The 24,527-nt window shown below is 71.6% G+C and carries 23 protein-coding genes; 9 read left to right on the top strand and 14 right to left on the bottom strand.

The genetic code is table 11. The annotated features are described in order from the left end of the window. Positions 1–20: 20 nt before the first annotated feature. Together Pph01_RS09735 and Pph01_RS09730 are read right to left on the bottom strand one after the other, a co-directional pair. Complete coding sequence (locus Pph01_RS09735) at positions 21–440, bottom strand: CBS domain-containing protein (RefSeq protein WP_204072672.1); 420 nt, start codon at positions 438–440, stop codon at positions 21–23. A gap of 101 nt (positions 441–541) precedes the next feature. After that, a complete protein-coding gene (locus Pph01_RS09730) occupies positions 542–1,723 on the bottom strand; it encodes a cation diffusion facilitator family transporter (RefSeq protein ID WP_204072671.1) in 1,182 nt (393 codons plus the stop codon). Between the two features lie 479 nt (positions 1,724–2,202). On the opposite strand from Pph01_RS09730, the gene Pph01_RS09725 reads away from it, so the two are divergent. The 3 genes from Pph01_RS09725 to Pph01_RS09715 all read left to right on the top strand — a co-directional run bounded on the left by Pph01_RS09725 (position 2,203) and on the right by Pph01_RS09715 (position 5,116). Further along, positions 2,203–2,943 carry a DivIVA domain-containing protein gene (locus tag Pph01_RS09725; protein ID WP_204072670.1) on the top strand — a complete coding sequence of 247 codons (741 nt, stop codon included), beginning with the start codon at positions 2,203–2,205 and terminating at the stop codon, positions 2,941–2,943. Between the two features lie 190 nt (positions 2,944–3,133). Continuing rightward, the gene (locus Pph01_RS09720; protein ID WP_204072669.1) at positions 3,134–4,381 is read left to right on the top strand and encodes a ZIP family metal transporter; all 1,248 of its coding nucleotides are present in this window, start codon (positions 3,134–3,136) and stop codon (positions 4,379–4,381) included. A gap of 15 nt (positions 4,382–4,396) precedes the next feature. After that, entirely contained in the window at positions 4,397–5,116 is a 720-nt protein-coding gene (locus Pph01_RS09715; protein ID WP_204072668.1) for a TetR/AcrR family transcriptional regulator, read from the top strand. Between the two features lie 94 nt (positions 5,117–5,210). On the opposite strand, the gene Pph01_RS09710 is transcribed toward Pph01_RS09715, so the two are convergent. Both Pph01_RS09710 and Pph01_RS09705 read right to left on the bottom strand, forming a co-directional pair. Further along, positions 5,211–5,840, bottom strand: coding sequence for an FMN reductase (locus tag Pph01_RS09710; RefSeq protein WP_204072667.1), 630 nt, complete (start codon positions 5,838–5,840; stop codon positions 5,211–5,213). 17 nt (positions 5,841–5,857) lie between these two features. Then, positions 5,858–6,964 carry an LLM class flavin-dependent oxidoreductase gene (locus Pph01_RS09705; RefSeq protein ID WP_204072730.1) on the bottom strand — a complete coding sequence of 369 codons (1,107 nt, stop codon included), beginning with the start codon at positions 6,962–6,964 and terminating at the stop codon, positions 5,858–5,860. A 168-nt stretch (positions 6,965–7,132) separates the two neighbouring features. On the opposite strand from Pph01_RS09705, the gene Pph01_RS09700 reads away from it, so the two are divergent. Beyond that, on the top strand, positions 7,133–7,840 hold the full coding sequence (locus Pph01_RS09700; protein ID WP_204072666.1) for a hypothetical protein: 708 nt from the start codon (positions 7,133–7,135) through the stop codon (positions 7,838–7,840). A 178-nt stretch (positions 7,841–8,018) separates the two neighbouring features. Continuing rightward, positions 8,019–8,783 carry a hypothetical protein gene (locus tag Pph01_RS09695; RefSeq protein WP_204072665.1) on the top strand — a complete coding sequence of 255 codons (765 nt, stop codon included), beginning with the start codon at positions 8,019–8,021 and terminating at the stop codon, positions 8,781–8,783. Here the strand turns inward: Pph01_RS09695 and Pph01_RS09690 are convergent. From Pph01_RS09690 to Pph01_RS09680, 3 genes are read right to left on the bottom strand one after another with little or no spacing between them, the layout of a single operon-like run. Next, the gene (locus Pph01_RS09690; RefSeq protein WP_204072664.1) at positions 8,773–9,582 is read right to left on the bottom strand and encodes a DUF1295 domain-containing protein; all 810 of its coding nucleotides are present in this window, start codon (positions 9,580–9,582) and stop codon (positions 8,773–8,775) included. The two genes, Pph01_RS09695 and Pph01_RS09690, sit on opposite strands and share 11 nt — an antisense overlap. Next, a complete protein-coding gene (locus tag Pph01_RS09685) occupies positions 9,579–10,463 on the bottom strand; it encodes an SDR family NAD(P)-dependent oxidoreductase (RefSeq protein ID WP_204072663.1) in 885 nt (294 codons plus the stop codon). The genes Pph01_RS09690 and Pph01_RS09685 overlap by 4 nt, the downstream gene beginning before the upstream one ends. Then, complete coding sequence (locus Pph01_RS09680) at positions 10,460–11,704, bottom strand: acetyl-CoA C-acyltransferase (RefSeq protein WP_204072662.1); 1,245 nt, start codon at positions 11,702–11,704, stop codon at positions 10,460–10,462. The genes Pph01_RS09685 and Pph01_RS09680 overlap by 4 nt, the downstream gene beginning before the upstream one ends. A 97-nt stretch (positions 11,705–11,801) precedes the next feature. Here Pph01_RS09680 and Pph01_RS09675 point away from each other — a divergent pair, with 97 nt between their 5' ends. Genes Pph01_RS09675 through Pph01_RS09665 form a run of 3 tightly spaced genes read left to right on the top strand, consistent with a single transcriptional unit; the run spans position 11,802 to position 15,592 of the window. Beyond that, entirely contained in the window at positions 11,802–13,025 is a 1,224-nt protein-coding gene (locus Pph01_RS09675) for an acetyl-CoA acetyltransferase (protein ID WP_204072661.1), read from the top strand. Positions 13,026–13,040: 15 nt separating this feature from the next. Continuing rightward, on the top strand, positions 13,041–14,555 hold the full coding sequence (locus Pph01_RS09670; RefSeq protein WP_204072660.1) for a carotenoid oxygenase family protein: 1,515 nt from the start codon (positions 13,041–13,043) through the stop codon (positions 14,553–14,555). 20 nt (positions 14,556–14,575) lie between these two features. Beyond that, positions 14,576–15,592: a winged helix-turn-helix transcriptional regulator gene (locus Pph01_RS09665; RefSeq protein ID WP_204072659.1), complete on the top strand. Its 1,017-nt coding sequence runs from the start codon at positions 14,576–14,578 to the stop codon at positions 15,590–15,592. 84 nt (positions 15,593–15,676) lie between these two features. On the opposite strand, the gene Pph01_RS09660 is transcribed toward Pph01_RS09665, so the two are convergent. The 7 genes from Pph01_RS09660 to Pph01_RS09635 form a co-directional block, all read right to left on the bottom strand. Further along, a complete protein-coding gene (locus tag Pph01_RS09660) occupies positions 15,677–17,548 on the bottom strand; it encodes a Xaa-Pro dipeptidyl-peptidase (protein WP_204072729.1) in 1,872 nt (623 codons plus the stop codon). A gap of 249 nt (positions 17,549–17,797) precedes the next feature. Next, positions 17,798–19,132 carry an AMP-binding protein gene (locus Pph01_RS09655; RefSeq protein WP_239116558.1) on the bottom strand — a complete coding sequence of 445 codons (1,335 nt, stop codon included), beginning with the start codon at positions 19,130–19,132 and terminating at the stop codon, positions 17,798–17,800. Next, positions 19,090–19,395, bottom strand: coding sequence for a hypothetical protein (locus Pph01_RS42700; RefSeq protein ID WP_239116560.1), 306 nt, complete (start codon positions 19,393–19,395; stop codon positions 19,090–19,092). Before Pph01_RS42700 ends, Pph01_RS09655 begins: the two co-directional genes overlap by 43 nt. Beyond that, a complete protein-coding gene (locus Pph01_RS09650; protein WP_204072657.1) occupies positions 19,392–20,537 on the bottom strand; it encodes an NAD(P)H-dependent amine dehydrogenase family protein in 1,146 nt (381 codons plus the stop codon). Before Pph01_RS09650 ends, Pph01_RS42700 begins: the two co-directional genes overlap by 4 nt. Continuing rightward, entirely contained in the window at positions 20,534–21,262 is a 729-nt protein-coding gene (locus Pph01_RS09645; protein ID WP_204072656.1) for a VOC family protein, read from the bottom strand. Before Pph01_RS09645 ends, Pph01_RS09650 begins: the two co-directional genes overlap by 4 nt. Then, positions 21,259–22,014, bottom strand: a complete 756-nt coding sequence (locus Pph01_RS09640; RefSeq protein ID WP_204072655.1) for an SDR family oxidoreductase — start codon at positions 22,012–22,014, stop codon at positions 21,259–21,261. The genes Pph01_RS09645 and Pph01_RS09640 overlap by 4 nt, the downstream gene beginning before the upstream one ends. Beyond that, positions 22,011–22,544 (bottom strand): nuclear transport factor 2 family protein, encoded by a 534-nt coding sequence (locus tag Pph01_RS09635; protein WP_204072654.1) that lies wholly within the window; start codon positions 22,542–22,544, stop codon positions 22,011–22,013. Before Pph01_RS09635 ends, Pph01_RS09640 begins: the two co-directional genes overlap by 4 nt. A 303-nt stretch (positions 22,545–22,847) precedes the next feature. Here Pph01_RS09635 and Pph01_RS09630 point away from each other — a divergent pair, with 303 nt between their 5' ends. Next, complete coding sequence (locus Pph01_RS09630) at positions 22,848–24,524, top strand: class I adenylate-forming enzyme family protein (RefSeq protein ID WP_239116553.1); 1,677 nt, start codon at positions 22,848–22,850, stop codon at positions 24,522–24,524. Positions 24,525–24,527: the final 3 nt, after the last annotated feature.

The following is a 24,527-nucleotide window of genomic DNA, read 5'->3' as shown; positions in this document are numbered from 1 at the left end:
ATCCCCCCGGCGGCCGAGGCTCACTGGGTCGCGCAGATGGACTCCACGAAGTGCCCGACCTCTTCCTCGGGCAGGTGGCGGGCCAGATCGGCCTCAGTGATCAGGCCGACGAGCCGGTGGTCGTCGATCACGGGCAGGCGGCGGATCTGGCTGGCCTCCATCGTCTGGAGCACCTGGGCGGCATCCGCGTCCGCCGGGATCGTGACGGGCTTGCCCTGCGCGAGCTGGCCCGCGGTCGTCGTCGCCGGGTCGCCGCCGACCGCGACGCACTTGGTCACGATGTCCCGATCGGTGAGGATGCCGTGCAGCCGGTCGTCGTCACCACAGATCGGAAGGGCGCCCACGTTCAGGTCGCGCATGAGCAGAGCGGCGGCTCGGAGCGTCTGGTGCTCACCCACGCATTCGACCCCAGGATGCATGATCTCTCGCGCTGTGATCACCGGGATCGCCTCCTTCGGTTTACTTGCCCTCAGCATCCATCTTTGCGAGAGGCGCATCAGCCGAAAAAGTGGCGAAAGTCCTGATATGGGGAGCAACTGGTTTATTGCCGAGTTTTGTCCTGGCAGGGGCTGCCTCCGGGGAGCGGACTCGGATGGTCAGCCGCCGTCCGCTTCGTGCCCGGCCCCTGCCGCCGGGCGTGATGGCTGGAGTCGGTGAGGCCGTCGAGTGCGGAAGGGGCGGGTGCGGAAGGAGCAGATGTGGTGATCGCCGCGCCGGCCTGCCGGGGAACGGCGCAGTGGCCGGGCTTCGCGCGGCCCAGGGCCAGCACCTCCGGGGCGGCGTGATCCACCTGGAGGGTGGTGTGCGCGATTCCCCATTCGTCGCGGACCAGCCGCTCGGCGGCCTGCCGGACGCTGTGACAGTCCGCTCCGGGGGCCACCAGGATGTGCGCCGACATCGCGGGATATCCCGAGGTGACCTCCCAGATGTGCAGGTCGTGGACCTCGGCCACGTGCTCCAGCGCGGCGGTCCTGCGGCCGATCTCGGCCGGGTCGAACCCCGCGGGGGCGGCCTCCATGAAGATCCGCCCGGACGCGCGGACCAGGCCCCAGCCCGCCTTCAGCATCAGCGCCGCGACGACGAGGGCGGCCAGGGCGTCGGCCCTTCCCCAGCCGGTGAGCCAGACGACCGCGCCGGCGACCGTGGTGGCGATGAAGGCGTACAGGTCGTTGAGGATGTGCTGGAAGGCGCCCTCGACGTTGAGGCTGCTCCGGTCGGCCCGGTTGAGCAGCCACGTGGCGGCGAGGTTGACGACGATCCCGGCCACGCCTGTGGCCACCACGTAGGCGCCCTCGACCTCGGCGGGCGCGATCAGCCGCCGGACGCCCTCGACCACGAAGTACGCCCCCAGCAGGAGCAGCGTGATGCCGTTGATCTGCGCGGAGACGATCTCGGCGCGCTTGAGGCCGTAGGTGAAGCCGCCCTGTGGCGGCCGGGCGGCGACTCTCATCGCGATCAGTGCGAAGACGATCGCGATGGCGTCGGTGAGCATGTGGCCCGCGTCCGAGATCAGCGCGAGTGACCGGGCGACGAGGCCGACGACCACCTCGGCGGCCATGAAGGCGACGATGAGCGCAAGCGCGGCGCCGAGGAGACGCCTGTCGGCGTCGACGCCCACCGTGTGCCCGTGCCCGTGCCCGTGGCCGTGGCCGTGGCCGTGACCATGCCCATGCCCATGCCCATGCCCGTGGCCGTGTTCGTGCTGGCTGTCACGGTCGATCATGCCCGGCCCTCTCGTCGTGGCCGGCGCGAGATCTGAGCCGTCCCCTCCGCCCGGCGGGCTCCGCGCGCTCGTGCGGCGGCGGGTGGCGGCGCCGGGCGTGAGCGGGAGGTCGTCCGCATGACGTGTGAACGTCTATTCATGCGTGCGAGTTTAGGCCGGTGGCGGTCACTGTCAAGGCGCACCGTAGCGGGTCGATCGCGTTCCGTGTCTCACCCGATGGTCCTTCAGAAGGGCCAAGAACCATTGATTGATCGCTCAGATGTGTAAACGATAAGTAACTGGAGAACTACTTTCAGTAAGCATCGCAGGCCGGCTCCGCAGCACCGGGCCGACTCGCCGGGCTCCCGCTGGGGGAGGCGATGCCGTCGAAGGGAGACATCGTGGCAATCGCCAAGCGGATCGCCTCCGTGCGGATCCTCCATGCCGCGGCGGCTCGCAGTGCGCGCAGGGATATCTCGAAAGGCTCGGTGAGGTAGGTCATGGGCGAAGGACATGGACACGGTCACTCCGCGGTCGATGTGGCCGAGAACGGCTCGGCCGTGCGGGCCGGCTCGGATCCACACGGAGCGAGGGGCCTGCTGAGCCCGGCGGCCGTGCGCAACCAGGTCTTCACGGTCGTCCGCCTGCGTGAGGGATACGACCTGGCCGAGGTGGACCGCTTCCTCGGGCAGGTCGAGACCACCCTGAGCCGCGTCCTGCGGGACAACGAGGAGCTCAGGGCCCGGCAGGACCAGGCGGAGCAGAACATCCAGCGGGCGGTGATGTCACCCGGCGACAGCGCGGTCCGGATCGTCGAGATCGCCCAGGAGGCCGCCGACCGGACCTTGGCCATGGCCCAGGAGGAGGCGCACGCGATCCTGGCCAGGGCGCAGGAGCAGGCCGAGACGGTGGAGAGCGACGCGCTGGGCCGGGCGGCCCTGCTGCAGCGGGAGGCGAGGGAGTCCCATCGGGACGTCCTCGAGCGGCGGGTGGAAGGACTGCACGCCTTCGTGGCCGACCTCGGCACGCGGCTGCGGGAGATCGTGGACAGCGAGATGGGCCGGCTCCACGGGCTGCTCGACGAACTCCCCGACCCCTGCGGCGCCCCGCCGATTCTCGCGCAGCACGCCGCCTCGGACGACGCCGACGGCGAGCGTGACGGCGACACCGCACCCCTGGTGAGCGGCCTCACGGCGGGCGAGCAGTCCCATCCCGGCGCCAACGGGCGAGCCCTCGGATGAGATCCACGACCGAGTGGGACGTCCCGTGCGACAGCGAGCGGGACGGTGATCGGCACAGTGATCGGCACGGTGATCGGCACGGCCGCCCGGCCGAGCACGCCGGGTGGAAGGAAGAGGCCGGGCGAGACGGGCAGGCCGGTCGGACCGAACAGGACGAGCACGACGAGCAGATCGACAGGAGATCTCAGCGATGCCGCTAACGGATTGGGTGGGCACCGTCGCGCCGGTGCTGGAGGCGATTCCGGGCAGGAAGGAGTCCTGGGCCGCGGTGGCCCTGGTCTGCGCCGCGACCCTGGCCGGTGCGTGGCTGGCCCGGCGCAACACCCGGCGGTTGAGTCTGTGGCTGGCGGTCGCCTCGGCGATGATGCTGGTCACGGCACTGGTCGACCTGCTGCCCGACGCGTGGTCGGAGGCCATGGAGGCCGGAGTCCCCCTCTGGACGCTCGTGTTGTCCGGCTCGTTCGGCTTCCTCGTCATCACGTACTTCACGCGGAGGGGGTGCGCCTGCCCGTCCGACGTGGCTCCGGGCGCGCTGCACGCGCCGGGGCGCCATCGCCGGGTGAAGCAGGCGGTCGACGCGGCGCTGTTCGGGGGCATGGGGACCGCCGCCGCGCTCACGCTCCACCGTGCGATCGAGGGCGCGACCCTCGGGCTCACCGCGTCGGCCGTCGTGATCGTGGCGCTGACGATCCACTCCGCGAGCGAGGGGCTCGCGCTTGCCGCCCTCCTCGATCTGGCCAGACAGCGTGTCGCACCCTGGCTGGTGGTCGCCTGTGCGAGCCCCGCGATCGGAGTGCTGATGGCCACCGTCGCCCCGATGCCCGGCTGGCTCGTGCCGATCCTGCTGAGCATGGTCATGGGCGTGCTGCTCCGCACCGCGGTGGTGGGCATGAAGCTCGCCGCGAGAAACCAGCGGGACGGCCGGCTCTCCAGGCGTCAGCTCACGATCGCGGCCATGGCGGCCACCACCGTGGGGGTCGTCATCGTCACGGCGCACAGCCTCCACGGCGAGGGGGAGCCCGAGCAGGCGGCCCCGCTCTTCCGGCACTCCCTGGCCGGGTTGCCCGACGCGGCCGTTGCGCACGCCCACGCGGCGCCGCCCGCCCTGACAGGTGGTCCGGGCGCCGTGCGGACCGGGCTGCTCGACCGGGTTCCCGGGGTGACGGCGGGGACCGGCACCCATCCACTCAACCGCACAGAGCTGCGTGAGGCCGTGACGTCAGGGAAGCTGAGCCTGGGTGACGTGCTCGAACGGCACGACCAGACCACCGGGCATGTGGTCGTCGGCCGGATTGTCCGTCTTCTCCCGGGGTATCTGCCGGAAAGGATCGACTCCCTCATGGCGTCGAGCGGCGTCGATGAGAAGCGGCACATCGCCGACCTGTCCGAAGACGAGCGCCGCAGGTTGCTGGCGGTCTTCGACGGCCGCGCCGAATGAGCTAACATCGTTACCATGGATGTGAAAACGCGGATACTTCAGGCCGCCGCGACTCTGCTCTCCGAGTCGGCGGAGGCGGACATCTCGACCCGGGCGGTCTGCGAGGCCGCAGGGGTCGGAGCGCCGGCGCTCTACCGGCAGTTCGGCGACAAGGAGGGACTGCTGACCGCGGTCGTCGACTACGGCTTCGAGCAGTATCTGGCGAGCAAGCGGGCGGCCCGGCCGTCGGCCGACCCCGTCCAGGACCTCCGCGACGGCTGGGACAACCATGTGGCGTTCGCGGTCGAGAACCCGAACTACTACCGGCTGATCTACTCGCCGGGCCTGTCGGCCCCGCCGGGCGCCGCCGCCGAGGCGCACGCGCTGCTGGTGGCGGTGCTCGAGCGGTGCGCGGCGGCGGGCAGGCTCCGGATCTCGCCGGAGGTGGCGGCCCAGATGGTGATGTCCGCCAACGCGGGAGTCGCGCTGTCCCTGGTTTCCCGCCCCGCCATTTACACCGACTCGGAGTTCTCCCGGCTGGTCCGTGACGCCGTCATCGCGTTCATCACGGTCGACGGGGCCACGGGAGCCGGCGACGGGGCGCAGGGCTCGGCCTCCGGAGCGCCCGGTGTCCCGGTGACCGCGACCACTCTCAGCGCGCAGTTGCGTGACACGCCCCCGGCCGACCTCACCTCCGCGGAGACCGCGCTGCTCCAGCAGTGGCTGGCCCTGCTCGGCACGCCGTCCGAGGCCTGAGACCGGGCGTGGGACGGGGCGGGCCCGAGCCGCCCGATCGTCCGAGGCCTGATGGCCGGGACCGGGCCGCGTGGAGCCGACCCGGTCCATCCCGTCAGGGGCGCAGCGCGGCCAGCTGCTCCGCGAACGGGACCACCGTTTCCGCCTGCCTGGCCGCCGGGGGCCGGTGCAGCAGCAGGTCGGCCAGTTCCCCGGCCGCGCGGTCGATCCGGACGGCGAGGCCGTCCGTGTGGGCGTCCCCGCCGCCTCCCCAGTCCTCCGACGCCGCGTACACGGCCGTCGGCATGACGAGCGCCCGAAGGTAGACGAACATCGGGCGCAGGGCGTGCTCGAGGGCGAGCGAATGCCTGGCCGTACCGCCGGTGGCCCCGATGAGGACGGGCTTGCCCGCGAGCGCGTCGTTCTCGATCACGTCGAAGAACGACTTGAAGAGCCCGCTGTAGGAGGCGGTGAAGATGGGGGTCACCGCGATCAGGCCGTCCGCCTCCGTCACGGCCTCGATCACTTCACGCAACGCGGGTCCGGGGAACCCGGTCACCATGTTCTTCGCGACGTCGGTGGCCAGGTCGCGCAACTCCACGACACGGACCTCGACCGCTCGCTCCTCGGCCAGGCGCCGCCGGGTCGCCTCGGCCAGCCGGTCGGCGAGCAGACGAGTCGACGACGGCTGGCTGAGGCCGGCGGAGACGGCCACTATCTTCAGGGGCTTGTCGTTCTTCTCCATGTTCGTTCCTTCAGGGGTCAGGATTCGGCGCCTGCGGGGACGCTCTCCTCGGCGTCGCGCCGGGCGACGAGGGACGCGTGGGTGGGGGCGTCCGGCACGTTGCTCGGCCGGCCGACGGCGAACTCCTTGCGGAGCACGGGCACGACCTCCTCGCCGAGGAGGTCGAGCTGCTCCAGCACGGTCTTGAGGGGCAGTCCCGCATGGTCCATCAGGAAGAGCTGGCGCTGGTAGTCGCCGAAATACTCCCGGAAGGCCAGCGTCCTGTCGATGACCTCCTGCGGGCTTCCCACCGTGAGGGGGGTCTGCTCGGTGAAGTCCTCCAGCGAGGGCCCGTGGCCGTAGACGGGGGCGTTGTCGAAGTAGGGCCGGAACTCGCGCACGGCGTCCTGCGAGTTCTTGCGCATGAACACCTGCCCGCCGAGGCCGACGATGGCCTGCTCCGGGGTGCCGTGCCCGTAGTGGGCGTAGCGCTGCCGATAGAGGCGGATCATCTGCTGCGTGTGCTCCATGGGCCAGAAGATGTTGTTGTGGAAGAAGCCGTCGCCGTAGTAGGCGGCCTGCTCCGCGATCTCCGGGCTGCGGATCGAGCCGTGCCAGACGAACGGCGGCACGCCGTCGAGCGGCCGCGGCGTCGAGGTGAAGCCCTGCAGCGGGGTGCGGAACCGTCCCTCCCAGTCGACCACGTCATTGCGCCACAACTGGTGGAGAAGGGCGTAGTTCTCGATCGCGAGCGGGATGCCCTGGCGGATGTCCTGGCCGAACCAGGGATAGACCGGGCCGGTGTTGCCGCGGCCCATCATCAGGTCGACCCGGCCGTCGGCCAGGTGCTGCAACATCGCGAAGTCTTCGGCGATCTTCACCGGGTCGCTCGTGGTGATCAGCGTCGTCGCCGTCGAGAGGATCAGGCGTTCGGTCCGCGCCGCGACGTACCCCAGCATGGTGGTCGGTGAGGACGGGACGAAGGGCGGGTTGTGGTGCTCGCCGGTCGCGAAGACGTCCAGGCCCACCTCCTCCGCCTTGAGGGCGATGGCCACCATCGCCTTGATTCGCTCGTGCTCGCTCGGCGTCCTGCCCGTGGTCGGGTCAGGGGTGACGTCGCCGACGGAGAAGATTCCGAACTGCATCGTGCTCACCAGTCTCCTTGTTGTTGAAATTTCAACCACCTAAACGCAGACGAGCGGATCTTATTCCCGTTCGGAGAACGCTAGAAGCGTGATGCGGGGCCCTCGACGTGCCCGCTGATCCTCATCGAGGATGTCACCTGCCGGCAGAGAGGGGAGGCGCACCGCCCGATGCGGGACAGGGTCATGGGTGACCTGGTCAAGGGCCAGGTCTGCCTGCTGGTTGGGTTGTTGCTCTGCGTCGCGCTGATGCCCGAGGGCCTCGGGGCGAACAACGGAATGAGCTACTACGGCGTTCACTGGGTGACGTTCCTGCCGTACGCGGTCGGACTCCTCGCTGCGGCGTTGTTCACACGACGGGCCTTACACGACTCGGCGGCCGCTTCGCCGTCGCCCGGACAGGTGAGGCACGCGGCCGACGCGTTCGCGCTGCTGCTCGCGGGGATCATTCTCACCCCCTACACGCTGAGCGGGGCGGTCGACTGGACGCACCGGCTGCTGGGGGCGGCGCTGTTCGCCCTGCAGTTGACGCTCGCCGTACGGCTCCTCGCGTGGGCGCACGGCGACGCGTTCGGCAGCGTGTTCCTGCTGGTCCAGCTCGTGGGAGGAGTCATCGCGGCCGTCTACGTGCTGCAGGACGACGGCTTCCTCCTCCAGGGCGAGGCCACGTTCCAGTTCGGCTTCGGCGCGCTGCTGATCAGGACGATCCCCCTCTTATCCGTTCCCGCGGTCCTCGCGCGGGACACGACCCCCGTCGTCGCGGATGTGCCGCCCGCGGCCATCCCGCTCAGAGATCCCGGCATCCCGTCGCAGGACACCTCGCTCGGCGGTCCCGCCGTCGCGTGTTGCGGCGAGGGCGACGGCGGAACGGCCGCCTGACCCGGGACCCTTCCCGAAATTCGATTGTGCCGGGAACGCGTGAGGCGCTTCCATGGACACCATGATCGATTCGTACGGCGGGACAGGGGAGCAGTGACGGTGGAACGTGGCGGGGCGTAACCCGAGACCGTCGTCGGCCCGAGACGGCGCTGACCGGCTCAAGCTTCATCGCCGGGTGATGCACGCCGACGGGCGCGACTACAACGTCATCACCCTGCGGCCCGGCGCCGGAGCCCGCTACTCCACGAACCGGTACCACGAGACCTGGCACATCCTGTCCGACATCCACGGAGCCCGGTTGCTGGGCAGGCTGCTGTGGGGGCTCTCCTACCAGCGCCGGCCCGGCACTCTGGTCGTCATCGGCCCGCCGCATCTCGATGCCAACCCGTTCGACGCGGAGCCGGCCGACCCGATCGCGCTGGTCCCCTCCCACCTGACGACTCTGCCGGCCAGGGCGGCCACGTCGCTTCGCCGCCGGCTCGCCACACCCGCGACGCCGGACGGCACGGTCCGCTGGCACACCTGGGGCCTCGATCCCGCCGTCGCCGAGATGCGCGCGTGGCGCCCCGGCTCCCCGCACGTCTGGCGGCCGGCCGCCGATCCGTACGGAGTCGCGATCGACCGCGTCGGCGGCCTGCTGACCTTCCGGGGATCGCCCGCCGTGCTGCGTGAGTGGGCCGTCGACGTGGCCAGGGTCGGTGACTTCCTGTACAAGGGCATGGACTACACCTACCTCGGCAGCGGCGACGAACCCGGTCGCTGGAGCGCCGGCGAGGTGCAGGTGTTCGGCGACTACCGGCAGAGGGTCTCGGTGGCCCGCGTCTCACGGCGGGAGGTGCTCGCCGGAGTCCCGGCGGACACCCCGGCCGATGACGTCAACCCGCTCGTCTGGGACCACAACAAGACGGTCCGCGCCCGCCGCCTGCCCGCGGTCACGGCGTAGCGCCGCTCCTGCGAGGCGGGCGGGGGAGGAACCCGCTCGTCCTGGCCAGGTAGTCGGCGTACTCGGGGCCGCGCGAACGGGCCATCCGGCGCTCGAGGAGTGCCTTGCCGCTGCGGTTGACCAGCATGTGGGTCATGAGGAGCGGCGAGACGACGGTGAGCAGGGCGGCCCAGTGCGCGCACGCGACGAGGGACAGGCCCCACCACACGGTCGCGTCTCCGAAGTAGTTGGGGTGGCGGGTCCACGCCCACAGACCGCGGTCCATGACCTTCCCCCGGTTGGCGGGGTCGGCCCTGAACCGGGAGAGCTGCAGGTCGCCGATGCTCTCGAAGAGTAGGCCGACGACCCAGAGGGCGACGCCTATCCAGGTGACGACCCCGAGCGGCGCCGTCTCGTACATCGCGACCTGGACGGGCAGCGACACGACCCACATGATGGCGCCCTGCGGCCAGTAGATCGTCCTGATCACATAGGGGACGACGGGCCCGGTGTTCTTGCGCATCAGCGCGGCGTAGCGCGGGTCCTCGCCCTTGCCCCGGTTCCGCGTGTGGATGTGGGTCCCGAGCCGAACCCCCCAGAGGGCGGTCAGGACCAGCACGAGCACCCGGCGTGCGTCGAGCCCGTCCCCGAGCAGTTGCGACGTGACGAAACTCACCGCCGCGACCACCACGAAGCCGAGACCCCAGACGGTGTCGACGATGCTCTGGGCGCCGGTCCGCAGCGCGTACGCCATGGTGGCCAGCATGGTGACGACGACGGCGGCCGCCGTCACGAGCAGGTTGATCAGCAGTCCCGTCATCGGGTCATCTCCGCGGCGAAGTCCAGGAACCCGTCCCGGGCGTTGGTGTACCGGTGGACCGGGCCCTCGCGGCTGAGACCGAGCAGTCCGGCCAGATCCTCGGGACCGGAGAAGGACGCGGGCACGGTGCCCCACTCGACCGCGTCGGCGGCCCGCAGCCCGTTCCCCGCCGCGACGATCACCTCGCCGTTGAGCTCGCAGGACGGGTCGCACAGCGCCGCCACCATGGGGGCGACCGCCGCGGGGTCCATCAGGCTGCGATGTTCGCCCGCCATGCCGTTCTCGGTCATCTGCGTCAGGGCGTAGGGAAGGAGCACGTTGGTGTGCACGCCGCGCGGCGCGCCCTCCGCGGCGACGGTGCGGCCGAGGGCGATGACGGCGCCCTTGCTCGCGGCGTACGCGGACACGGCGGGCTCGCCGTGCAGCCCGGCGGTGGAGGCCACCATGACGATGCGGCCGTGCCGTTGCTCGCGCATGACGGCCGAGCACGCCGCGGCGACCTGGGCGGTGCCGAGGACGTTCGTCCGGATGACAGCCTCGAACGCCTCCGGCGCGGACTTGTGGAACATCGCGGGCCCGCTGACGGCCGCGCTGGTCACGCAGGCGTCGATCCGTCCCCAGGTGCCGGTCGCCAGCTCGACCAGCCGGCGCGCGGTCGCGGGGTCGGCCACGTCGCCGTGCTCGGCGACCGCCTCGCCGCCGGCGGACCGGATCGCCTCGACCACGTGGTCGGCCGGGCCGAGCCCGTTCTCGTCGACCACCCGGTTGCGGTTGTTGACCACCAGCCGCGCCCCGAGACCCGCCAGGTGCAGGGCGAACGCCCGGCCCAGCCCGCGGCCTCCGCCGGTGACGACGACGACGCGCCCGTCGAGCGAGCTCACGCGGGCACCCGCTCGATCAGGACGGCGACGCCGAGTCCGGCCGCCCCGCTGACGGCGGCGACGCCGTACCTGCCGCCGAGCCTGTCGAGCGCGTCCGCGCAGCCGCCGACCATGATGGTCCCCGTGGCGCCGAAGGCGTGGCCCATGGCGATCGTCCCTCCGGCCGGGTTGAGCCGGTCGGGGCCGGGCCCGAGGTCGCGGCGCAGCCGCAGGCAGAGCGCGGAGAACGCCTCGGCGAACTCGAACACGTCGATGTCGGACGGCTCGAGGCCCGCCCTGGCGATGACCTTCTCGACCGCGGTCTGACCCGCCGTCAGCATGATGACGGGGTCGACGGCGGCGGTCGCGGACGCGACCACACGGGCACGCGGCCGCAGGCCGTGGCGGCGCGCCTGCTCCTCCGTGCCCAGGACGACGAGCGCCGCCCCGTCGGCGAGGGCGGGGGAGGTGCCCACCGTGTGCAGGTGGTCGATGGCGCCCACCTCGGGGTGAGCGGCGACCGCGAGGGCGTCCTGGCCGGCCGCGCCCAGCTCCTCGAAGGCGGGCGGCAGCGTGGCCAGCGTCTCGGCGGTGGTGCCGGGCCTGATCAGCTCGTCGCGGTCGAAGACCGTGCCGTCGGCGCGCGGCACCGGGACGACCGAGCGGGCGTAGTCGCCGCGGTCCCACGCGGCGGCGGCCTTCGCGTGGGTCTCCACCGCGTAGGCGTCGAGCTCGTCGCGCCGCCGGCCGTCGAGGGTCGCGTTCAGGTCGGCGGCGACGCCCATGTGGATCGAACCGACCCGCTTGACGGTCTCCGGATCCGACCACAGCGGGCCGCGGTCGCTGAACATCGGGACGCGCGAGACGCTCTCGACGCCTCCGGCGACGGCGAGACCGAGGTCGCCCGAGCGGATCCGCGCGGCGGTCTGGGCGACGGCGTCGATGCCGGAGGCGCAGAAACGGTTGACCGTGCCGCCGGGGACGCCGTCGCCCCACCCGGCGAGGAGGGTCGCGGTGCGGGCCAGGTTGGCGCCCTGCTCGTCGACCTGGGAGGCCGATCCCACCACCACGTCCTCAACGGCCGCGGGGTCGAGCCCGGTGCGCTCGACGATCGCCTGCTGCAGGGTGGCGACGAGGTCGACGGGGCTGCGGTGGTGGAGGGAACCGCGGGGGGAGCCCTTGCCGCGAGGGGTCCGCACATACTCCAGCACGTAGACGTCGGACACGGTCGCGCCTCTCTGCCGCCCGAAGCTGACTCTCATAAATGTAGTGTCGGCACCCCGGCCCGGCAAGGTCCTCTCGTTGACGGGATACTCTCATTGTTGTAGTAAGAACGGGAGAGGGCAGGGAGGTGCGGCCATGCCGGAAGCCGTATGGATCCTCGGCGGATTCCAGACCGACTACGCGCGCAACTGGTCCAGAGCCGGTGACGGGTTCGACGAGCTCGCCGGTCAGGTGGTGCGCGGCACGCTGGAGGACGCGCGCCTCGCACCCGAAGACGTCGACGTGATCCACGTCGGCAACGCCTTCGGCCAGCTCTTCACCGGCCAGGGGCAACTCGGCGGCATGCCGGCGACGGTCGTCCCCGAGCTCTGGGAGACCCCCGCGGCGCGGCACGAGGCCGCCTGCGCGTCGGGAGGCGTCGCCGTCCTCGCCGCGATGGCGGACATCGAGGCCGGCCGCTACGACTGCGCCCTCGTGCTCGGTCTCGAACTGGAGCGCACGGTCTCCGGTGACGAAGCCGCCGGTCACCTCGGGGCGGCCGCCTGGGTCGCGCACGAGGGCGAGGACGCCCGGTTCATGTGGCCGTACATGTTCAGCGCCCTCGCCGACGAGTACGACCGCAGGTACGGCCTCGACGACTCCCACCTGCGTGCGGTGGCCGAGCTGAACTTCCGCAACGCCCGGGCCAACCCCAACGCGCAGACGCGCGGCTGGACCTTCACCGAGGCGAGCTTCCAGGCCGACGACACGGCCAATCCGATCGTCGAAGGACGGCTCCGCCGTACGGACTGCAGCCAGATCACCGACGGCGGCGCCGGCGTCGTGCTGGTCGGCGAGCGGTTCCTGGCGAGTAGACCCGACCTCGCGCGCGAGCCGCTCGCCCGGGTCCTCGGATGGGGTCACCGCACGGTCGGCCTGCCGCTGGCGCAGAAGCTGGAGCGCAGCGCGAACGATCCGTACGTGCTGCCGCACGTGCGGCGGGCGGTGCTCGACGCGTTCGCCCGGGCCGGGATCGCGGACGTGGACGCCCTCGACGGCATCGAGACCCACGACTGCTTCACCATGTCGGAGTACGCGGCCATCGACCACTTCGGCATCACGGGCCCGGGCGAGAGCTGGAAGGCGATCGAGAGCGGCGACCTGGAGATCGGCGGGCGCATCCCCGTGAACCCGAGCGGCGGGCTCATCGGCGGCGGCCACCCCGTCGGCGCGACCGGCGTCCGGATGGTGCTCGACGCCGCGCGTCAGGTGACCGGCCGGGCGGGGGACTACCAGGTGGAGGGGGCGCGCCGGTTCGGCACGCTCAACATCGGCGGCAGCACGACGACGACGGTCAGCTTCGTCGTCGGCGCCGACTGAGCGAGGGAGAAGGCCGTGGACGTCGACGTCGTCGGAAGGGTCCTGTCGACCCTGCCGGAGGATGACGATCATCCGTACCGCACCGGGCCGTGGCGGCCGCAGACCACGGAATGGCGCGCCGACGACCTGGAGGTGGTCGGCGAGATCCCCGCCGACCTCGACGGCGTCTACCTGCGCAACACCGAGAACCCGGTGCACCCCGCGCTGGAGCGCTACCACCCGTTCGACGGCGACGGCATGGTCCACGTGGTGGGCTTCCGGGACGGCAAGGCGTTCTACCGCAACAGGTTCGTGCGCACCGACGGCCTCCTCGCCGAGGCCGAGGCGGGCAAGCCGCTGTGGGCGGGCATCGCCGAGCGGCCCGCGAAGTCCCCTCGCGAGGACGGCTGGGGCGCGCGCGGCCGGATGAAGGACGCCTCGAGCACCGACGTCGTCGTGCACGCGGGGGTCGCCCTGACCAGCTTCTACCAGTGCGGCGACCTCTACCGGCTCGACCCGCTCACGCTGGAGACGCTCGGCAAGGCCGACTGGGGCGGCGGCTTCCCCTACGACTGCGGCGTCTCCGCGCACACCAAGGTCGACCCCCGCACCGGCGAACTGCTGTTCTTCAACTACGGCACGGACGAGCCGTACATGCACTACGGCGTCGTCGGGGCGGACGACCGGCTCAGCCACTACGTGGACATCCCGTTGCCCGGGCCGCGCCTGCCGCACGACATGGCCTTCACCGAGAACTACGCGATCCTCAACGACTGCCCGCTGTTCTGGGAGCCGGAGCTGATGGCGCGGGGCATCTACGCGGCCCGCTTCCACCCGGAGTTGCCGACGCGCCTCGGCGTCATCCCGCGAAAGGGCGACTCCTCGCAGGTGCGGTGGTTCGAGGCGGACCCGACGTACGTGCTGCACTGGGTCAACGCGTACGAGGAGGGCGACGAGATCGTCCTGGACGGGTTCTTCCAGGGCGACCCCGAGCCGAAGGACACCGGCGAGGGCGGCCACTACCAGCGCATGTTCCGCTTCCTCGCGCTGGACCGGATGCGGACGACGCTCCACCGCTGGCGGCTGAACCTGGTGACCGGGCGGTGCCGCGAGGAGCGCCTGACCGACTCGATCACCGAGTTCGGCGTGGTCAACAACGCCTACGGCGGCCTGAACTACCGGTACGCCTACGCGGCCACGGGGACCAGGGGCTGGTTCCTGTTCGACGGCCTGGTCCGGCACGACCTCGTCACCGGGGGCGAGGAGCGCTTCCGCCTGCCCGAGGGCGTGTACGGCAGCGAGCCCGCGATGGCGCCGCGCACGGGCGCCTCCGCCGAGGACGACGGCTACCTTGTTACGCTGACGACCGACATGAACGAAGATCGATCCGAGTGTCTGATCTTCGACGCGGCGCGGGTGGCCGACGGTCCGGTGGCGAGGATCAGGCTGCCGGAGCGCGTCTCCAGCGGAACGCACGCCACCTGGGCGTCGGGGGACTCCATCCCCGGCTGGCGGGAGGCCGACTCACCGGTCCGGGCCCTGCGGCTCTGATGCGGGCGCGGGGGGCTCCGATGACGGCACAGGGGGTGGGGCGGCGCGTCGACGGCGGCCCGGACCGCACACAGACGGAGACGCACGTGCTCGTCCATCCACCGGATCGGCCGACCCGGCTGCCCGCCGGCCACGCCAACGCCGTCGGCCTCACCCTGGGGCTCGTCGGCGACGAGTGGAACCTGCTCATCCTCCGGTATGCGCTGATGGGGGTGCGCAGGTACGGCGAGTGGCGCAAGGCGATGCCCATCTCGCACGCCGTGCTCACACGCAGGCTCGCCTCGCTCACCGCGATGGCCATCCTGGAGAAGGTGGGTGACGAGGCCCAGGGCAGGCGGTTCGAGTACCGGCTGACCAAGCGGGGGCGCGACCTGTGGCCGGTGCTGCTGACCATCTGGGCCTGGGAGTCGGCGTGGGTGCCCGAACACGTCGAGTCGCTGCCGCGCATGATTCACCGGACGTGCGGCAAGGAGTTCCTGCCCATCCTGGCGTGCGCCGCGTGCGGGGAGCCGGTGCGCCCGCGCGACGTCACCGGCGGCTTCGGCCCGAGCGGGACCTGGGAGCGGTCGGTCCCGGCCGCGACGACCCGCCGTCGATCCGGGTCCACGTCGGAGGGCGGCGCGGGGATGTTCCCCCAGACCATGGCCCTGATCGGCAACCGCTGGTCGGCGGCCATCCTGGGTGCGGCGTTCCAGGGGCTGCACCGGTTCCGCGACTTCGAGCAGCGGCTGGGCGCGCCGCCGACGATCGTCGCCGAGCGGCTGCGCTCCTTCTGCGACCTCGGCGTCTTCGAGCAGACGCCGAGCGAGGAGCGGGCCGACTGGCCCGGCTACCACCTGACCGAGAAGGGCCGCGCCTTCTTCCCCGTGGTGATCACCACGATCGACTGGGGCCAGCGATGGTTCCAGGCGGAGGAGGGTCCCGCCCTCGTCTACACCCACCGCGGCTGCGGCCGGGCCTTCCAGGCTCAGCTGACCTGTGACGCCTGCGCGGCGCCGCTGCGCGGAACCGACGTCGTGGTGGAACGCCCGGCCTGAGCGGCGCTCGGGGACCAGGCGCCCCCGCCCGTACGGCGGAGCCCGGGAGGCCGGGCTCCGCCGTGTCGAGACGGGATCAGGGGATCAGAACAGGCGTGCCTGCGGGGTCGGCAGGTCCACCCTGGCGGGGCCGTGCCAGCCGTGCTTGCCGCCGAAACCGGGGCCGCCCGGCCTGTCGCTCACCAACGGCAGCGTGATCCTGCTCTTGGACAGGTCGACCGTGACCGCGGCCCCGGTGGCCGCGTCACGGACGTAGCTGGAGTCGGTGCCCGCGAGGATCACGCCCAGCCGGTGGCCCTGCTTGAAGGTGTAGTCCTGCGGCAGGGTGTCCCACGTGACGGTGCCAGACTCCCCGGCAGGCAGGGGGGACGACGTCGTCAGCGAGTCGCGGTTCTGCACGTCGATCCAGCCGCGGGCCACGATCTCCAGCGGCCGGGTCGCCACCCTCGTGGTGGTCGTCCGGTAGCAGGCGTCGTCGGCTTCGGTGCTCTCGCCGTAACAGGTCTCGTCGGTGTTGGTCGTGATGCCGCCTCCGGACCGCCAGTCCACCCGGGCCTCCTCGCCGAAGTCGACGAGCAGCGCGGTGAGGTTGGAGGTCGGCTTGTCGAGCGTGACCTTCAGAGAGACCTCGGGGGTGCCGGACATCCGCAGGTCGGCGGGGAGCTCGCCGGTCGTGAACGCGGCGCGTCCGGCCGCGGGGGTTCCCACGTCGGCGGTCATGGCGTTCTCCGACTGCCTGAGGTCGGTGAACGTGGCCGTCGTGCCCTTGTCGGCCTTGGCGAGGCCGAGGGTGCCGTCGGCGGCCGGGCGCAGTGCGACCTTGTCCGTGTGCGGGGCCGGCCAGTCCTTCTGCGTGATCCAGGTGTCGGGACCCGCCTGGATGTCGGCACGCGGCTCGTGCATGATGCCGTTCTTCACGCCCTGCAGCCAGTAGTCGAACCAGCGGTGCAGCGTGTCGACCCACACGTCGCGGCGATAGTCGAACGGGTCCACGTGCTCGTACTGCCCGAGCCAGATCTTGCGCGGGACGTTCCTGTCGCCCAGCGCGTCCCACCAGGTGGAGAGGTTGTCGGTCTTGACGTTGAGGTCGTTGAGCGTGTGCACCGCGAAGACGCTGGCGCGGACCTTCCGTACGTCGGAGATCGTCCCGTGCAGGTAGTCGCGCTCCTGCCAGAACGCGTTGTAGTTGCCGGTGTCGTCTCCGGCGGCCGCGTCCAGCGCCGTCCGCACGGCCGCGCACTTGGCGTCCGGATCGGTGTCGACGACGTTGGTGAGATAGGACGGGTAGTTGAAGTTGTATACGAGGCCGTTCATCCGCTGGTACCGGTACCACGAGCTGATGGCGTTGATCGGCACGATGGTGGCCAGCCCTTCGACCCCCGTTCCGGCCACGGCGTTGGCGAGCGTGCCGTCGTACGACTTGCCGATCATCCCGGCCTTGCCGGTGCTCCAGCCGGCCTTGACGGGGTCGCCGTCGGCGTCGTACGCCTTGGCCCGGCCGTTCAGCCAGTCGATGACCGCCTTGCCGCCGAGGACGTCCGCCTTGCCGCCCATGTCCGGGCATCCGTCGGACCTGGTCGTGCCGATCATGTCCACGTTGAGCACGGCGTAGCCGCGCGGCACGAAGTAGTTGTCGTAGAACAGGGGGAACTTGAGCGGGTTGCCGTCGGCGTCGTAGGTCTTGCGCTCCGCCTCGTTGCCCCGGCCCGAGTTGTCGTAGTAGGGGCTCTCGTCGATGATCGCGGGAACCTTGAGCCCCTGGTCGGACTCCTTGGGCCGGATGATGTCGACGCGAACGCGGTCGTTCGCGCCGTCGCCGTCGCTGTCGACACTCGACTCGACGTAGACGTATTCGCGGATCGCGTCGGCATAGGAGAAGACCGGCTGGGTCACTCCTTGCTCGACCTTGATTCTGGGTTGTGTCGACGCGTGGGCCGATGTGGCCCCCGCGACCATTGCGAGTGCGGCGGAGAGGGCGAGAGCGGCTGAGACGCCTCGCCGACGGGAAACGAGCACGCAAATCCTCCCGGATTACCGGAAAAAGGGACGATCGCGCGCAACTCTCACCCTGCGTGGAATGCCTGACAAGATCCCTTTATGTCTTGTACACCTCCTTGCGATCGGTATGTGACATCTGGGACGCCAGGTGCACCCTGTGTATGAGGGAAGATCACATCCGGTGATCGAGGGACCCGCGTGCCCGGGTCAGGAGTGGGCCTCGCGCAGGCGGTTCTTCAGGAGCTTGCCGCTGGCGTTGCGGGGCAGTTCCCCGGCGAACGTGACGCCCCGCGGGCACTTGAAGTGGGCCAGGCGCTTCCGCGCGAAGGCGACGAGGTCCTCGGCGGTCACCTGCTCGCCGCCCGGCCGGAGCACGACCACGGCATGGGGCACCTCGCCCCACTGCTCCGAGGGCACGCCGATCACGGCGACCTCGGCCACCGAGGGATGCGCGGTGAGCGCGCTCTCCACCTCGGCCGGGTACACGTTCTCCCCACCGCTGACGATCATGTCCTTGAGCCGGTCGTGCAGGTAGAGGTAGCCGTCATCGTCGAACGAGCCGCCGTCACCGGTGCGCAGCCAGCCGCCGGGGAGGACGGCCGCCTCGGTCGCGGCCGGGTTGCGCCAGTAGCCGGTCATCACCTGGCCGCCGCCGATGAGCACCTCTCCGCGTTCGCCGGGCGGCAGGTCGCGCATCTCGCCGGGAAGGGCGGCGGGGTCGACGATCCGGACCGGCACGCCGTGCATCGGCCTGCCCGCCGACAGCAGCCGCCGCTCCTGGCCCGGGCCGGGCAGGTGGTCGTCCGCGCTGAGCACGGTCACGCCGCCCGTCGACTCGGTCAGGCCGTAGCTCTGCAGGAACCGGCAGCCGATCGTCTCGGTCGCCCGGACGATCACCGGGAGCGGGATCGGCGAGGCGCCGTACACCACGTATTTGAGCGCGGACCAGTCGTGGCCGGTGATGCCGTCGAGCGACACCAGGCGCTGGATGAGCGTCGGAACCAGGACCGCGTGGGACACCCGGCGGGTGATCAGGAGGTCGCGCAGGTCCTCGGGCGCGGTCGCGTGCTCCAGGAGGATGGCCGCCCCGTTCACGGCCGCGATCAGGGCCAGGCCGAAGCCCGAGATGTGGAAGTAGGGGATCGGCGCCATCGCCACCGACGTCTCGTCGAGGTCGATCTCGTAGTGCATGGTGGCCAGCGCCCGGCCGAGGTTGCGGCCGCTCAGCATGATGCCCTTCGGCAGTCCCGTCGTCCCCGAGGTGTAGAAGATCACCGCGGTCGCGTCGGGATCGGGCCGCACGCCCGGGTCGGTCGCCGGGTGGCCGGCGAGCCAGGACTCGTACGGCGTCGCGCCCGCGACGGGCTCGGCCGTCACGACCCTGACGACGGACGGCACTGCCGTGGACGTGAGACGCCCGTCGCCCGCGCCCAGCACGAGCACGGCGGGCTCCGCGTCGGCGAGGATCCGCGTCACCTCCGGCGGGGCGAGCCGGTTGTTCACCGCGGTGGCGATCGCGCCGATCTTGGCCGCGCCGTACAGGACCTCGAGGAACGAGGCGGCGTTGACGCCGATGTAGGCGATCCGGTCGCCCGCACGCCGTCGGCGAGCAGGGCCTGTGCGACGCGGCTGGAACGCGCGTCGAGGTCGGCGTGGGTGATGGTCCTGCCGGGCTCGATGACGGCGGGCAGATCCGGCGTGGCCGCCGCGCGGCGGCGCACGATGTCGGCCAGCCGGTCGACGCGCGTGCCGTCTGCGTGCAGGGCGTAGCCGGCGTCCGGGCCGGTCCTGAGTGCGCTGTTCACGATGTCCCCTCGGGGGTGGTGTTCGCGGCGGTCTTCTCGGTGGGGCTCGTGGCGGTGTCGTCAAAGGTGCCGTCGGAGGCGCCGTGGGAGCCTCCGTCGGAGGCGAAGGTGTACGGCGCGAAGACGGGCGGCTCGAAGACGCCCGGCGGCGCCGCCACGACGTCGCGGATCGCGCGGATGACCGGCCCCGCGGTGACGAACTGCGCGGCGGTGGTCCTGCTGAGCGGGTCGTCGGGCTCGACCAGGTTCAGCGTCATGGTGAGACCCGGCCTGCCGGTCACGGTCACCGTCCAGTGGTCGCGCCCGGCGTAACGCGGCATGGCCGGGTCCATGGTCCAGACGATGGACAGGGTGAGAACGCGCCGGCCGGCGGACAGCGCGTGCCAGCGCCACTCGGTGGCCGCGACCGTGCCCTTCCTGATGGTCCCCGCCGCCACCTCCAGGTCGCGGACGGCGGGCTCGACGCGGTGGTCGGGCTCGTAGGAGTCGACGGAGAGGCCCATCCGCTCGGCCATGAACGCCAGCGTCTCGGTGTAGAGCCGGCCGTACAGCCGGGGCAGTTCGCCCTCGCGCAGGTCGATCGCGGCGGGGTCGGAGCCCATGCCCATCACGTCGAACACGAAGTTCGGATCGGGCATCCGGCGGGCGTCCAGCACCTCGTCGATGGTGATCCGGTCCAGGTCGAGACAGACGCCGGACAGGGCGAGGGCCAGCCGTTCGCCGATGACGCCGGGGCTGATGCCCACGCCGTACAGCGTGGTGCCGCCTTCGGCGCAGGCGGCGAGGAACATCTGCTCGCGCTCCCGGCCGTGCGCGCGCGGGAAGTGGTTGCCCGCCGTCGTGATGACGTTCTTGCCGGAACGCAGCAGCGCGAGGATGTCGGCGTCGTGCGTCTCGTACGGCACCTGCAGCCGCGGCGTGTGCACGACCACGTCGGCGGGGACGGCCAGGATCTCGTCCCTGTCGCGGGTGGCGATGATCCCGGTGCGGGGACGGCGCGCGATGTCGCCCGCGTCGCGCCCCGCCTTGCGGTCGCCGTAGACGAAGAGCCCGGCGAGTTCGAGTTCGGGGGAGTCGAGCACGGCCCGCAGGCAGGTCTTGCCGATCGCTCCGGTGGCCCACTGGACGACGCGGATGGTCACGCGGCTCCTTCCGTGATCTCATGAGGGACGAGACGGATGGTCAGCCCGGCGGTCTCGATCACGCCGGCCTCGGGCGCGCGCAGGTCCAGCGCGACCAGGCCGCGTCTGCCTGACGCGGGGACGAACCTGACCAGCCCACGCCCGGCCCGCACGGCCCGGCCCCCGGCGGTGCCGCCTGCCACCGCCTCGTCCACCACGGGGAGTCCGAACAGGCGGGACCACGTCACCGCCATGGCGGCCGGATCGGCGACGGCCACGTCCACGGCGACCAGGTCGCCCGCCCGCGCGTCCGGTGAGCGGCCCGGCGTGTCCCACGTGTCGTAGTGCCAGGCGCGCCCGGGCGGCATCTCGTCCGCCTCGACGAGGACGCCGAGGTCGCCGGGGTGAAGCTGGAGGATCGCCGCTCCGGCGAGGTCCTGCCGGTGCACGATCCGCACGCCCAGCGCGGCACACCGCTCGGCGAGCGCCGCCGCGTCCGGGACGCGCAAGGCGACCAGGTAGCCGCCTGCTCCGCCCTCGAGGAAGCGGTGCAGGCGGGACCCGGGGCCGGAGGGGGCGACGACTTCCAGGTAGGTGTCGCCGAGCGTGAACACCTCGTTCGCGATCTCCCACGCGGCCAGCTCGGGGTCGGCGAAGCCCGGGGCGAGCCCGAGCCGTTCCCGGATCCCGGCGGCGGCGAGGTCGTGGACCGCGACGGTCGCCTGGACGAGTTCGGGCGAGCTCATCGTCCGGTTCTCAACGTCGGCGCGTGCAGCAGCTTCGCCAGCTGCCGTTCGTAGCGGCCGGGGTCGCGGGCCATCCGCGCCCGGGCGTCGACGGCCATCCAGTCGGTGTCGGCGACGTTCTCGCCGCGTTCCACCGCGCGCAGGCCGGCCCGCGCGACGTCACGGGGGTCCTCCTTGCGCCCGTCCACGTGCGCGGCCATCCGGGTGTCGACCGAGCCGACGATCAGTGAGGTGACCTGCGTGCCCTGCGGTTCCAGCTCGGCCCTGGCGATGGTGCCGAGCCACAGCGCGGCGGCCTTGGACGTCGAGTACCCGCCCATGAACGGGGTCGGCACCATGCCCGCCACGGACAGCACATTGGCGATGGCGCCGCCGCCGTTGGCCGCGAGCACCGGTGCGAACGCGCGGATCATGTTGAGCGTGCCGAAGAAGTTGACCTCCATCTCGGTCCTGGCGGCCGCCGGGTCGTCGGTCAGCACCAGGCGCCGATTGGCGAAGTGCCCGGCGTTGTTGATCAGCACGGACACGTCGGAGCAGGTGCCGGCCGCCGCGGCCACCTGGGCGAGGTCGGTGACGTCGAGCCGGACCGGAACGGCACCGGCGTCGACGAGCGCGGGATCGACGTCGCCGGGGTCGCGCGCGCCCGCGTAGACCCTGGCCGCCCCGCGGGCCAGCAACTCCTCGACGAACGCCCTGCCGATGCCCCTGTTCCCGCCGGTGACGAGTGCGGCCCGGCCCGCCAGCTCGATCATTTCGCCGCTCCGCCGTACACCGGGTCGTCCGGATGCTTGCCGCCGCGCACGAGCACGGCGGGGTCCGGGGCGAGCATGCCGAAGATCCACGTCTCGGCGGCGGGCGCGTCGTGGCTCCACTCCCACACGAGCGTGCGGTGCGCGATGCCCCAGCGGCCGTCGCGGCGCTCGAACCTGTCGATGATGCGGGCGCCGACGAACGAGTGGCCGGGACCGTCGGGCGTGCGCACCCGCGTGAACGTCGTCACGTACGACTCGGCCTGGGCGGTGTCGGGATCGTCGCCCGGCTCGATCAGCACGTTGGTCATGCAGTGCATGGTCCGGCCGCGCGGATGGGTCACCACGGGTGCGACGCTCGCGACGTAGTCCGCCGCGCTGCCGCTGAACACGCCGCCGTGGTCCTCGGTGGCCCCGGGGAGGTAGCAGGCGGCGACGCCCGCGATGTCACCCCGGTCGACCGCGCGCAGATAGCGCGCCAGCACCTCGTAGATGTCCTGCTTGTCGAGCAGCTCCCGTAACCGGTCCGTCACGCCCGGCCTCCTCACCGTGTCCGCCTCACCGTGTGGCCGTCTCGCCGTCCGGGGGAGCGGCCGATGGGACAGGCCCGGCATCACGCTACAACTAAGAGAGTTACCCGGCCAGGGTTGATTGCGGACGAGTTTCGACCAGGCCGCGGCCCGTTGACGCAATCACTCTGTCTGCTGTAGTAACGCTGTGACCGGCAACACAGTGCCGGTAGCCGTACGGAACTCACAGGGGAGCGACGTCGGGATGCACAGAACGCACAGAGCCCCGGAGGCCGCGGTTCGCGGCGGCGCCCGAGGGGGCCACCGGTGACCCGGGGGCTGCACGCGCCGGAGCGGGTCGAGGAGTACACCCGCCTGGGCTGGTGGAGCGACGAGACGATGGATGGCCTGTTCCGTGTCCGGGTCGGCGCCGAGCCCGACCGGCTCGCCCTCGTCGACCCGCGCAACAAGGGCGACCTGCTCGGTCTCCCGCCGCGGCGGCTCACCTGGCGGGAGCTCGAGTCGGAGGTGAACCGCCTCGCCGCCGTCCTCCTGCGGCACGGGCTCGGCGCGGGCGACGTGCTCGGCGTGCAACTGCCCAACACCGTCGAGCTGGTCACCGTCTACCTCGCGTGCTGGCGGCTGGGGATCGTGGTCTCGCCGCTGCCGGTGCAGTACCGCGAGCACGAGGTCACGGAGCTGGGCGCCCTCGCCGAGTTCGCGGGGTTCGTCACCGTCGCGCGGCTCGGCGAACGCCGCCCGGCCGACGAGGTCCGCGCCGCCCTGCCCGGCCTGAGGACGGTCCTCGCGTACGGGGAGGAGCTGGACGCCGAGCTGGCCGCGACCGATCCGGACGAGGCGCGCCGGCTCGTGGAGGACCACGCGGCCGCGCACTCGGCGGACCCGAACGACTGCGTCACCATCTGCTGGACGTCGGGGACGGAGAGCACCCCCAAGGGCGTGCCGCGCACTCACTACGACTGGCTGGCGATGAGCTGGGCGACGGTGGACGCGCCCCGGCTGACCGGCGACGACGTGCTGCTCAATCCCTTCCCCATGGTGAACATGGCGGGCATCAACGGGATGTTCCTGCCGTGGCTGCGGGTGGGCGGCGTGCTGGTCCAGCATCACCCGTTCGACCTGCCCACCTTCCTGGCGCAGATCGCGGAGGAGCGCGCGACCTACACGGTGGCGCCGCCCGCGCTCCTGTCGCTGCTGCTGGCTCGCGCGGACCTGCTGGCCCACGCCGACATCTCCTCGCTCCGCCTGATCGGCTCCGGCTCCGCGCCGCTCCCGCCCTCAATGGTGAAGGGCTGGCAGGACGTCCACGGGATCGGCATCGTGAACTTCTTCGGCTCGAACGAGGGGATCGCGCTGCTGACCGACCCGCACGACGTGCCCGATCCCGAGCAGCGCGCCCGTTACTTCCCCCGGTACGGAGCGGCGGGGGTGACGTGGAGTTCGCGGATCTCCCGCCAGGTGTCGGTGAGGCTCGTCGACCCGGACACGGGCGAGGAGGTCACCGAGCCGGGCCGACCCGGGGAGCTGCGGCTCAAGGGCCCGACGGTCTTCGCCGGCTACCTGAAGGGCGAGCGCCTGCCCGATCCGTTCGACGAGCAGGGCTACCTGAGGACCGGTGACGTCTTCGTCATCGACGGAGAGGAGGGCGAGTTCCTCCGGTACGTCGACCGGGCCAAGGACCTCATCATCCGCGGCGGCATGAACATCGCCCCCGCGGAGATCGAGGGACTGCTCTCGGCCCATCCGGGGATCGCCGACGTCGCCGTCGTCGGCTATCCGGACGAGGTTCTCGGCGAGCGGGTCTGCGCGGTCGTCGTGCCGAAGGAGGGCGCCGAGGTCACCCTCGACGACCTCCTCGAGCACCTCCGCGCGGCCAGGATCGCCTCCTACAAGCTGCCCGAACGGCTGGAGGTGCGGGCCGTCCTGCCGCGCAACCCCGTCGGCAAGATCCTCAAGCGCGAACTCCGCCGTGAGATCGCCTGACAC

Source organism: Planotetraspora phitsanulokensis (assembly GCF_016863295.1).
In the GTDB taxonomy this organism is placed as follows: Bacteria; Actinomycetota; Actinomycetes; order Streptosporangiales; family Streptosporangiaceae; genus Planotetraspora; species Planotetraspora phitsanulokensis.
This window is presented reverse-complemented; position numbering and strand designations above follow the sequence as displayed.

Excerpts from the sequence above, each read along its gene's own strand:
- Pph01_RS09730 (WP_204072671.1), bottom strand. The coding sequence starts at position 1,723 with ATGATCGACCGTGACAGCCAGCACGAACACGGCCACGGGCATGGGCAT.
- Pph01_RS09725 (WP_204072670.1), top strand. The coding sequence starts at position 2,203 with ATGGGCGAAGGACATGGACACGGTCACTCCGCGGTCGATGTGGCCGAG.
- Pph01_RS09720 (WP_204072669.1), top strand. The coding sequence starts at position 3,134 with ATGCCGCTAACGGATTGGGTGGGCACCGTCGCGCCGGTGCTGGAGGCG.
- Pph01_RS09715 (WP_204072668.1), top strand. The coding sequence starts at position 4,397 with ATGGATGTGAAAACGCGGATACTTCAGGCCGCCGCGACTCTGCTCTCC.
- Pph01_RS09710 (WP_204072667.1), bottom strand. The coding sequence starts at position 5,840 with ATGGAGAAGAACGACAAGCCCCTGAAGATAGTGGCCGTCTCCGCCGGC.
- Pph01_RS09705 (WP_204072730.1), bottom strand. The coding sequence starts at position 6,964 with ATGCAGTTCGGAATCTTCTCCGTCGGCGACGTCACCCCTGACCCGACC.
- Pph01_RS09700 (WP_204072666.1), top strand. The coding sequence starts at position 7,133 with ATGCGGGACAGGGTCATGGGTGACCTGGTCAAGGGCCAGGTCTGCCTG.
- Pph01_RS09695 (WP_204072665.1), top strand. The coding sequence starts at position 8,019 with ATGCACGCCGACGGGCGCGACTACAACGTCATCACCCTGCGGCCCGGC.
- Pph01_RS09690 (WP_204072664.1), bottom strand. The coding sequence starts at position 9,582 with ATGACGGGACTGCTGATCAACCTGCTCGTGACGGCGGCCGCCGTCGTC.
- Pph01_RS09680 (WP_204072662.1), bottom strand. The coding sequence starts at position 11,704 with ATGAGAGTCAGCTTCGGGCGGCAGAGAGGCGCGACCGTGTCCGACGTC.
- Pph01_RS09675 (WP_204072661.1), top strand. The coding sequence starts at position 11,802 with ATGCCGGAAGCCGTATGGATCCTCGGCGGATTCCAGACCGACTACGCG.
- Pph01_RS09665 (WP_204072659.1), top strand. The coding sequence starts at position 14,576 with ATGACGGCACAGGGGGTGGGGCGGCGCGTCGACGGCGGCCCGGACCGC.
- Pph01_RS09660 (WP_204072729.1), bottom strand. The coding sequence starts at position 17,548 with ATGGTCGCGGGGGCCACATCGGCCCACGCGTCGACACAACCCAGAATC.
- Pph01_RS09645 (WP_204072656.1), bottom strand. The coding sequence starts at position 21,262 with ATGAGCTCGCCCGAACTCGTCCAGGCGACCGTCGCGGTCCACGACCTC.
- Pph01_RS09640 (WP_204072655.1), bottom strand. The coding sequence starts at position 22,014 with ATGATCGAGCTGGCGGGCCGGGCCGCACTCGTCACCGGCGGGAACAGG.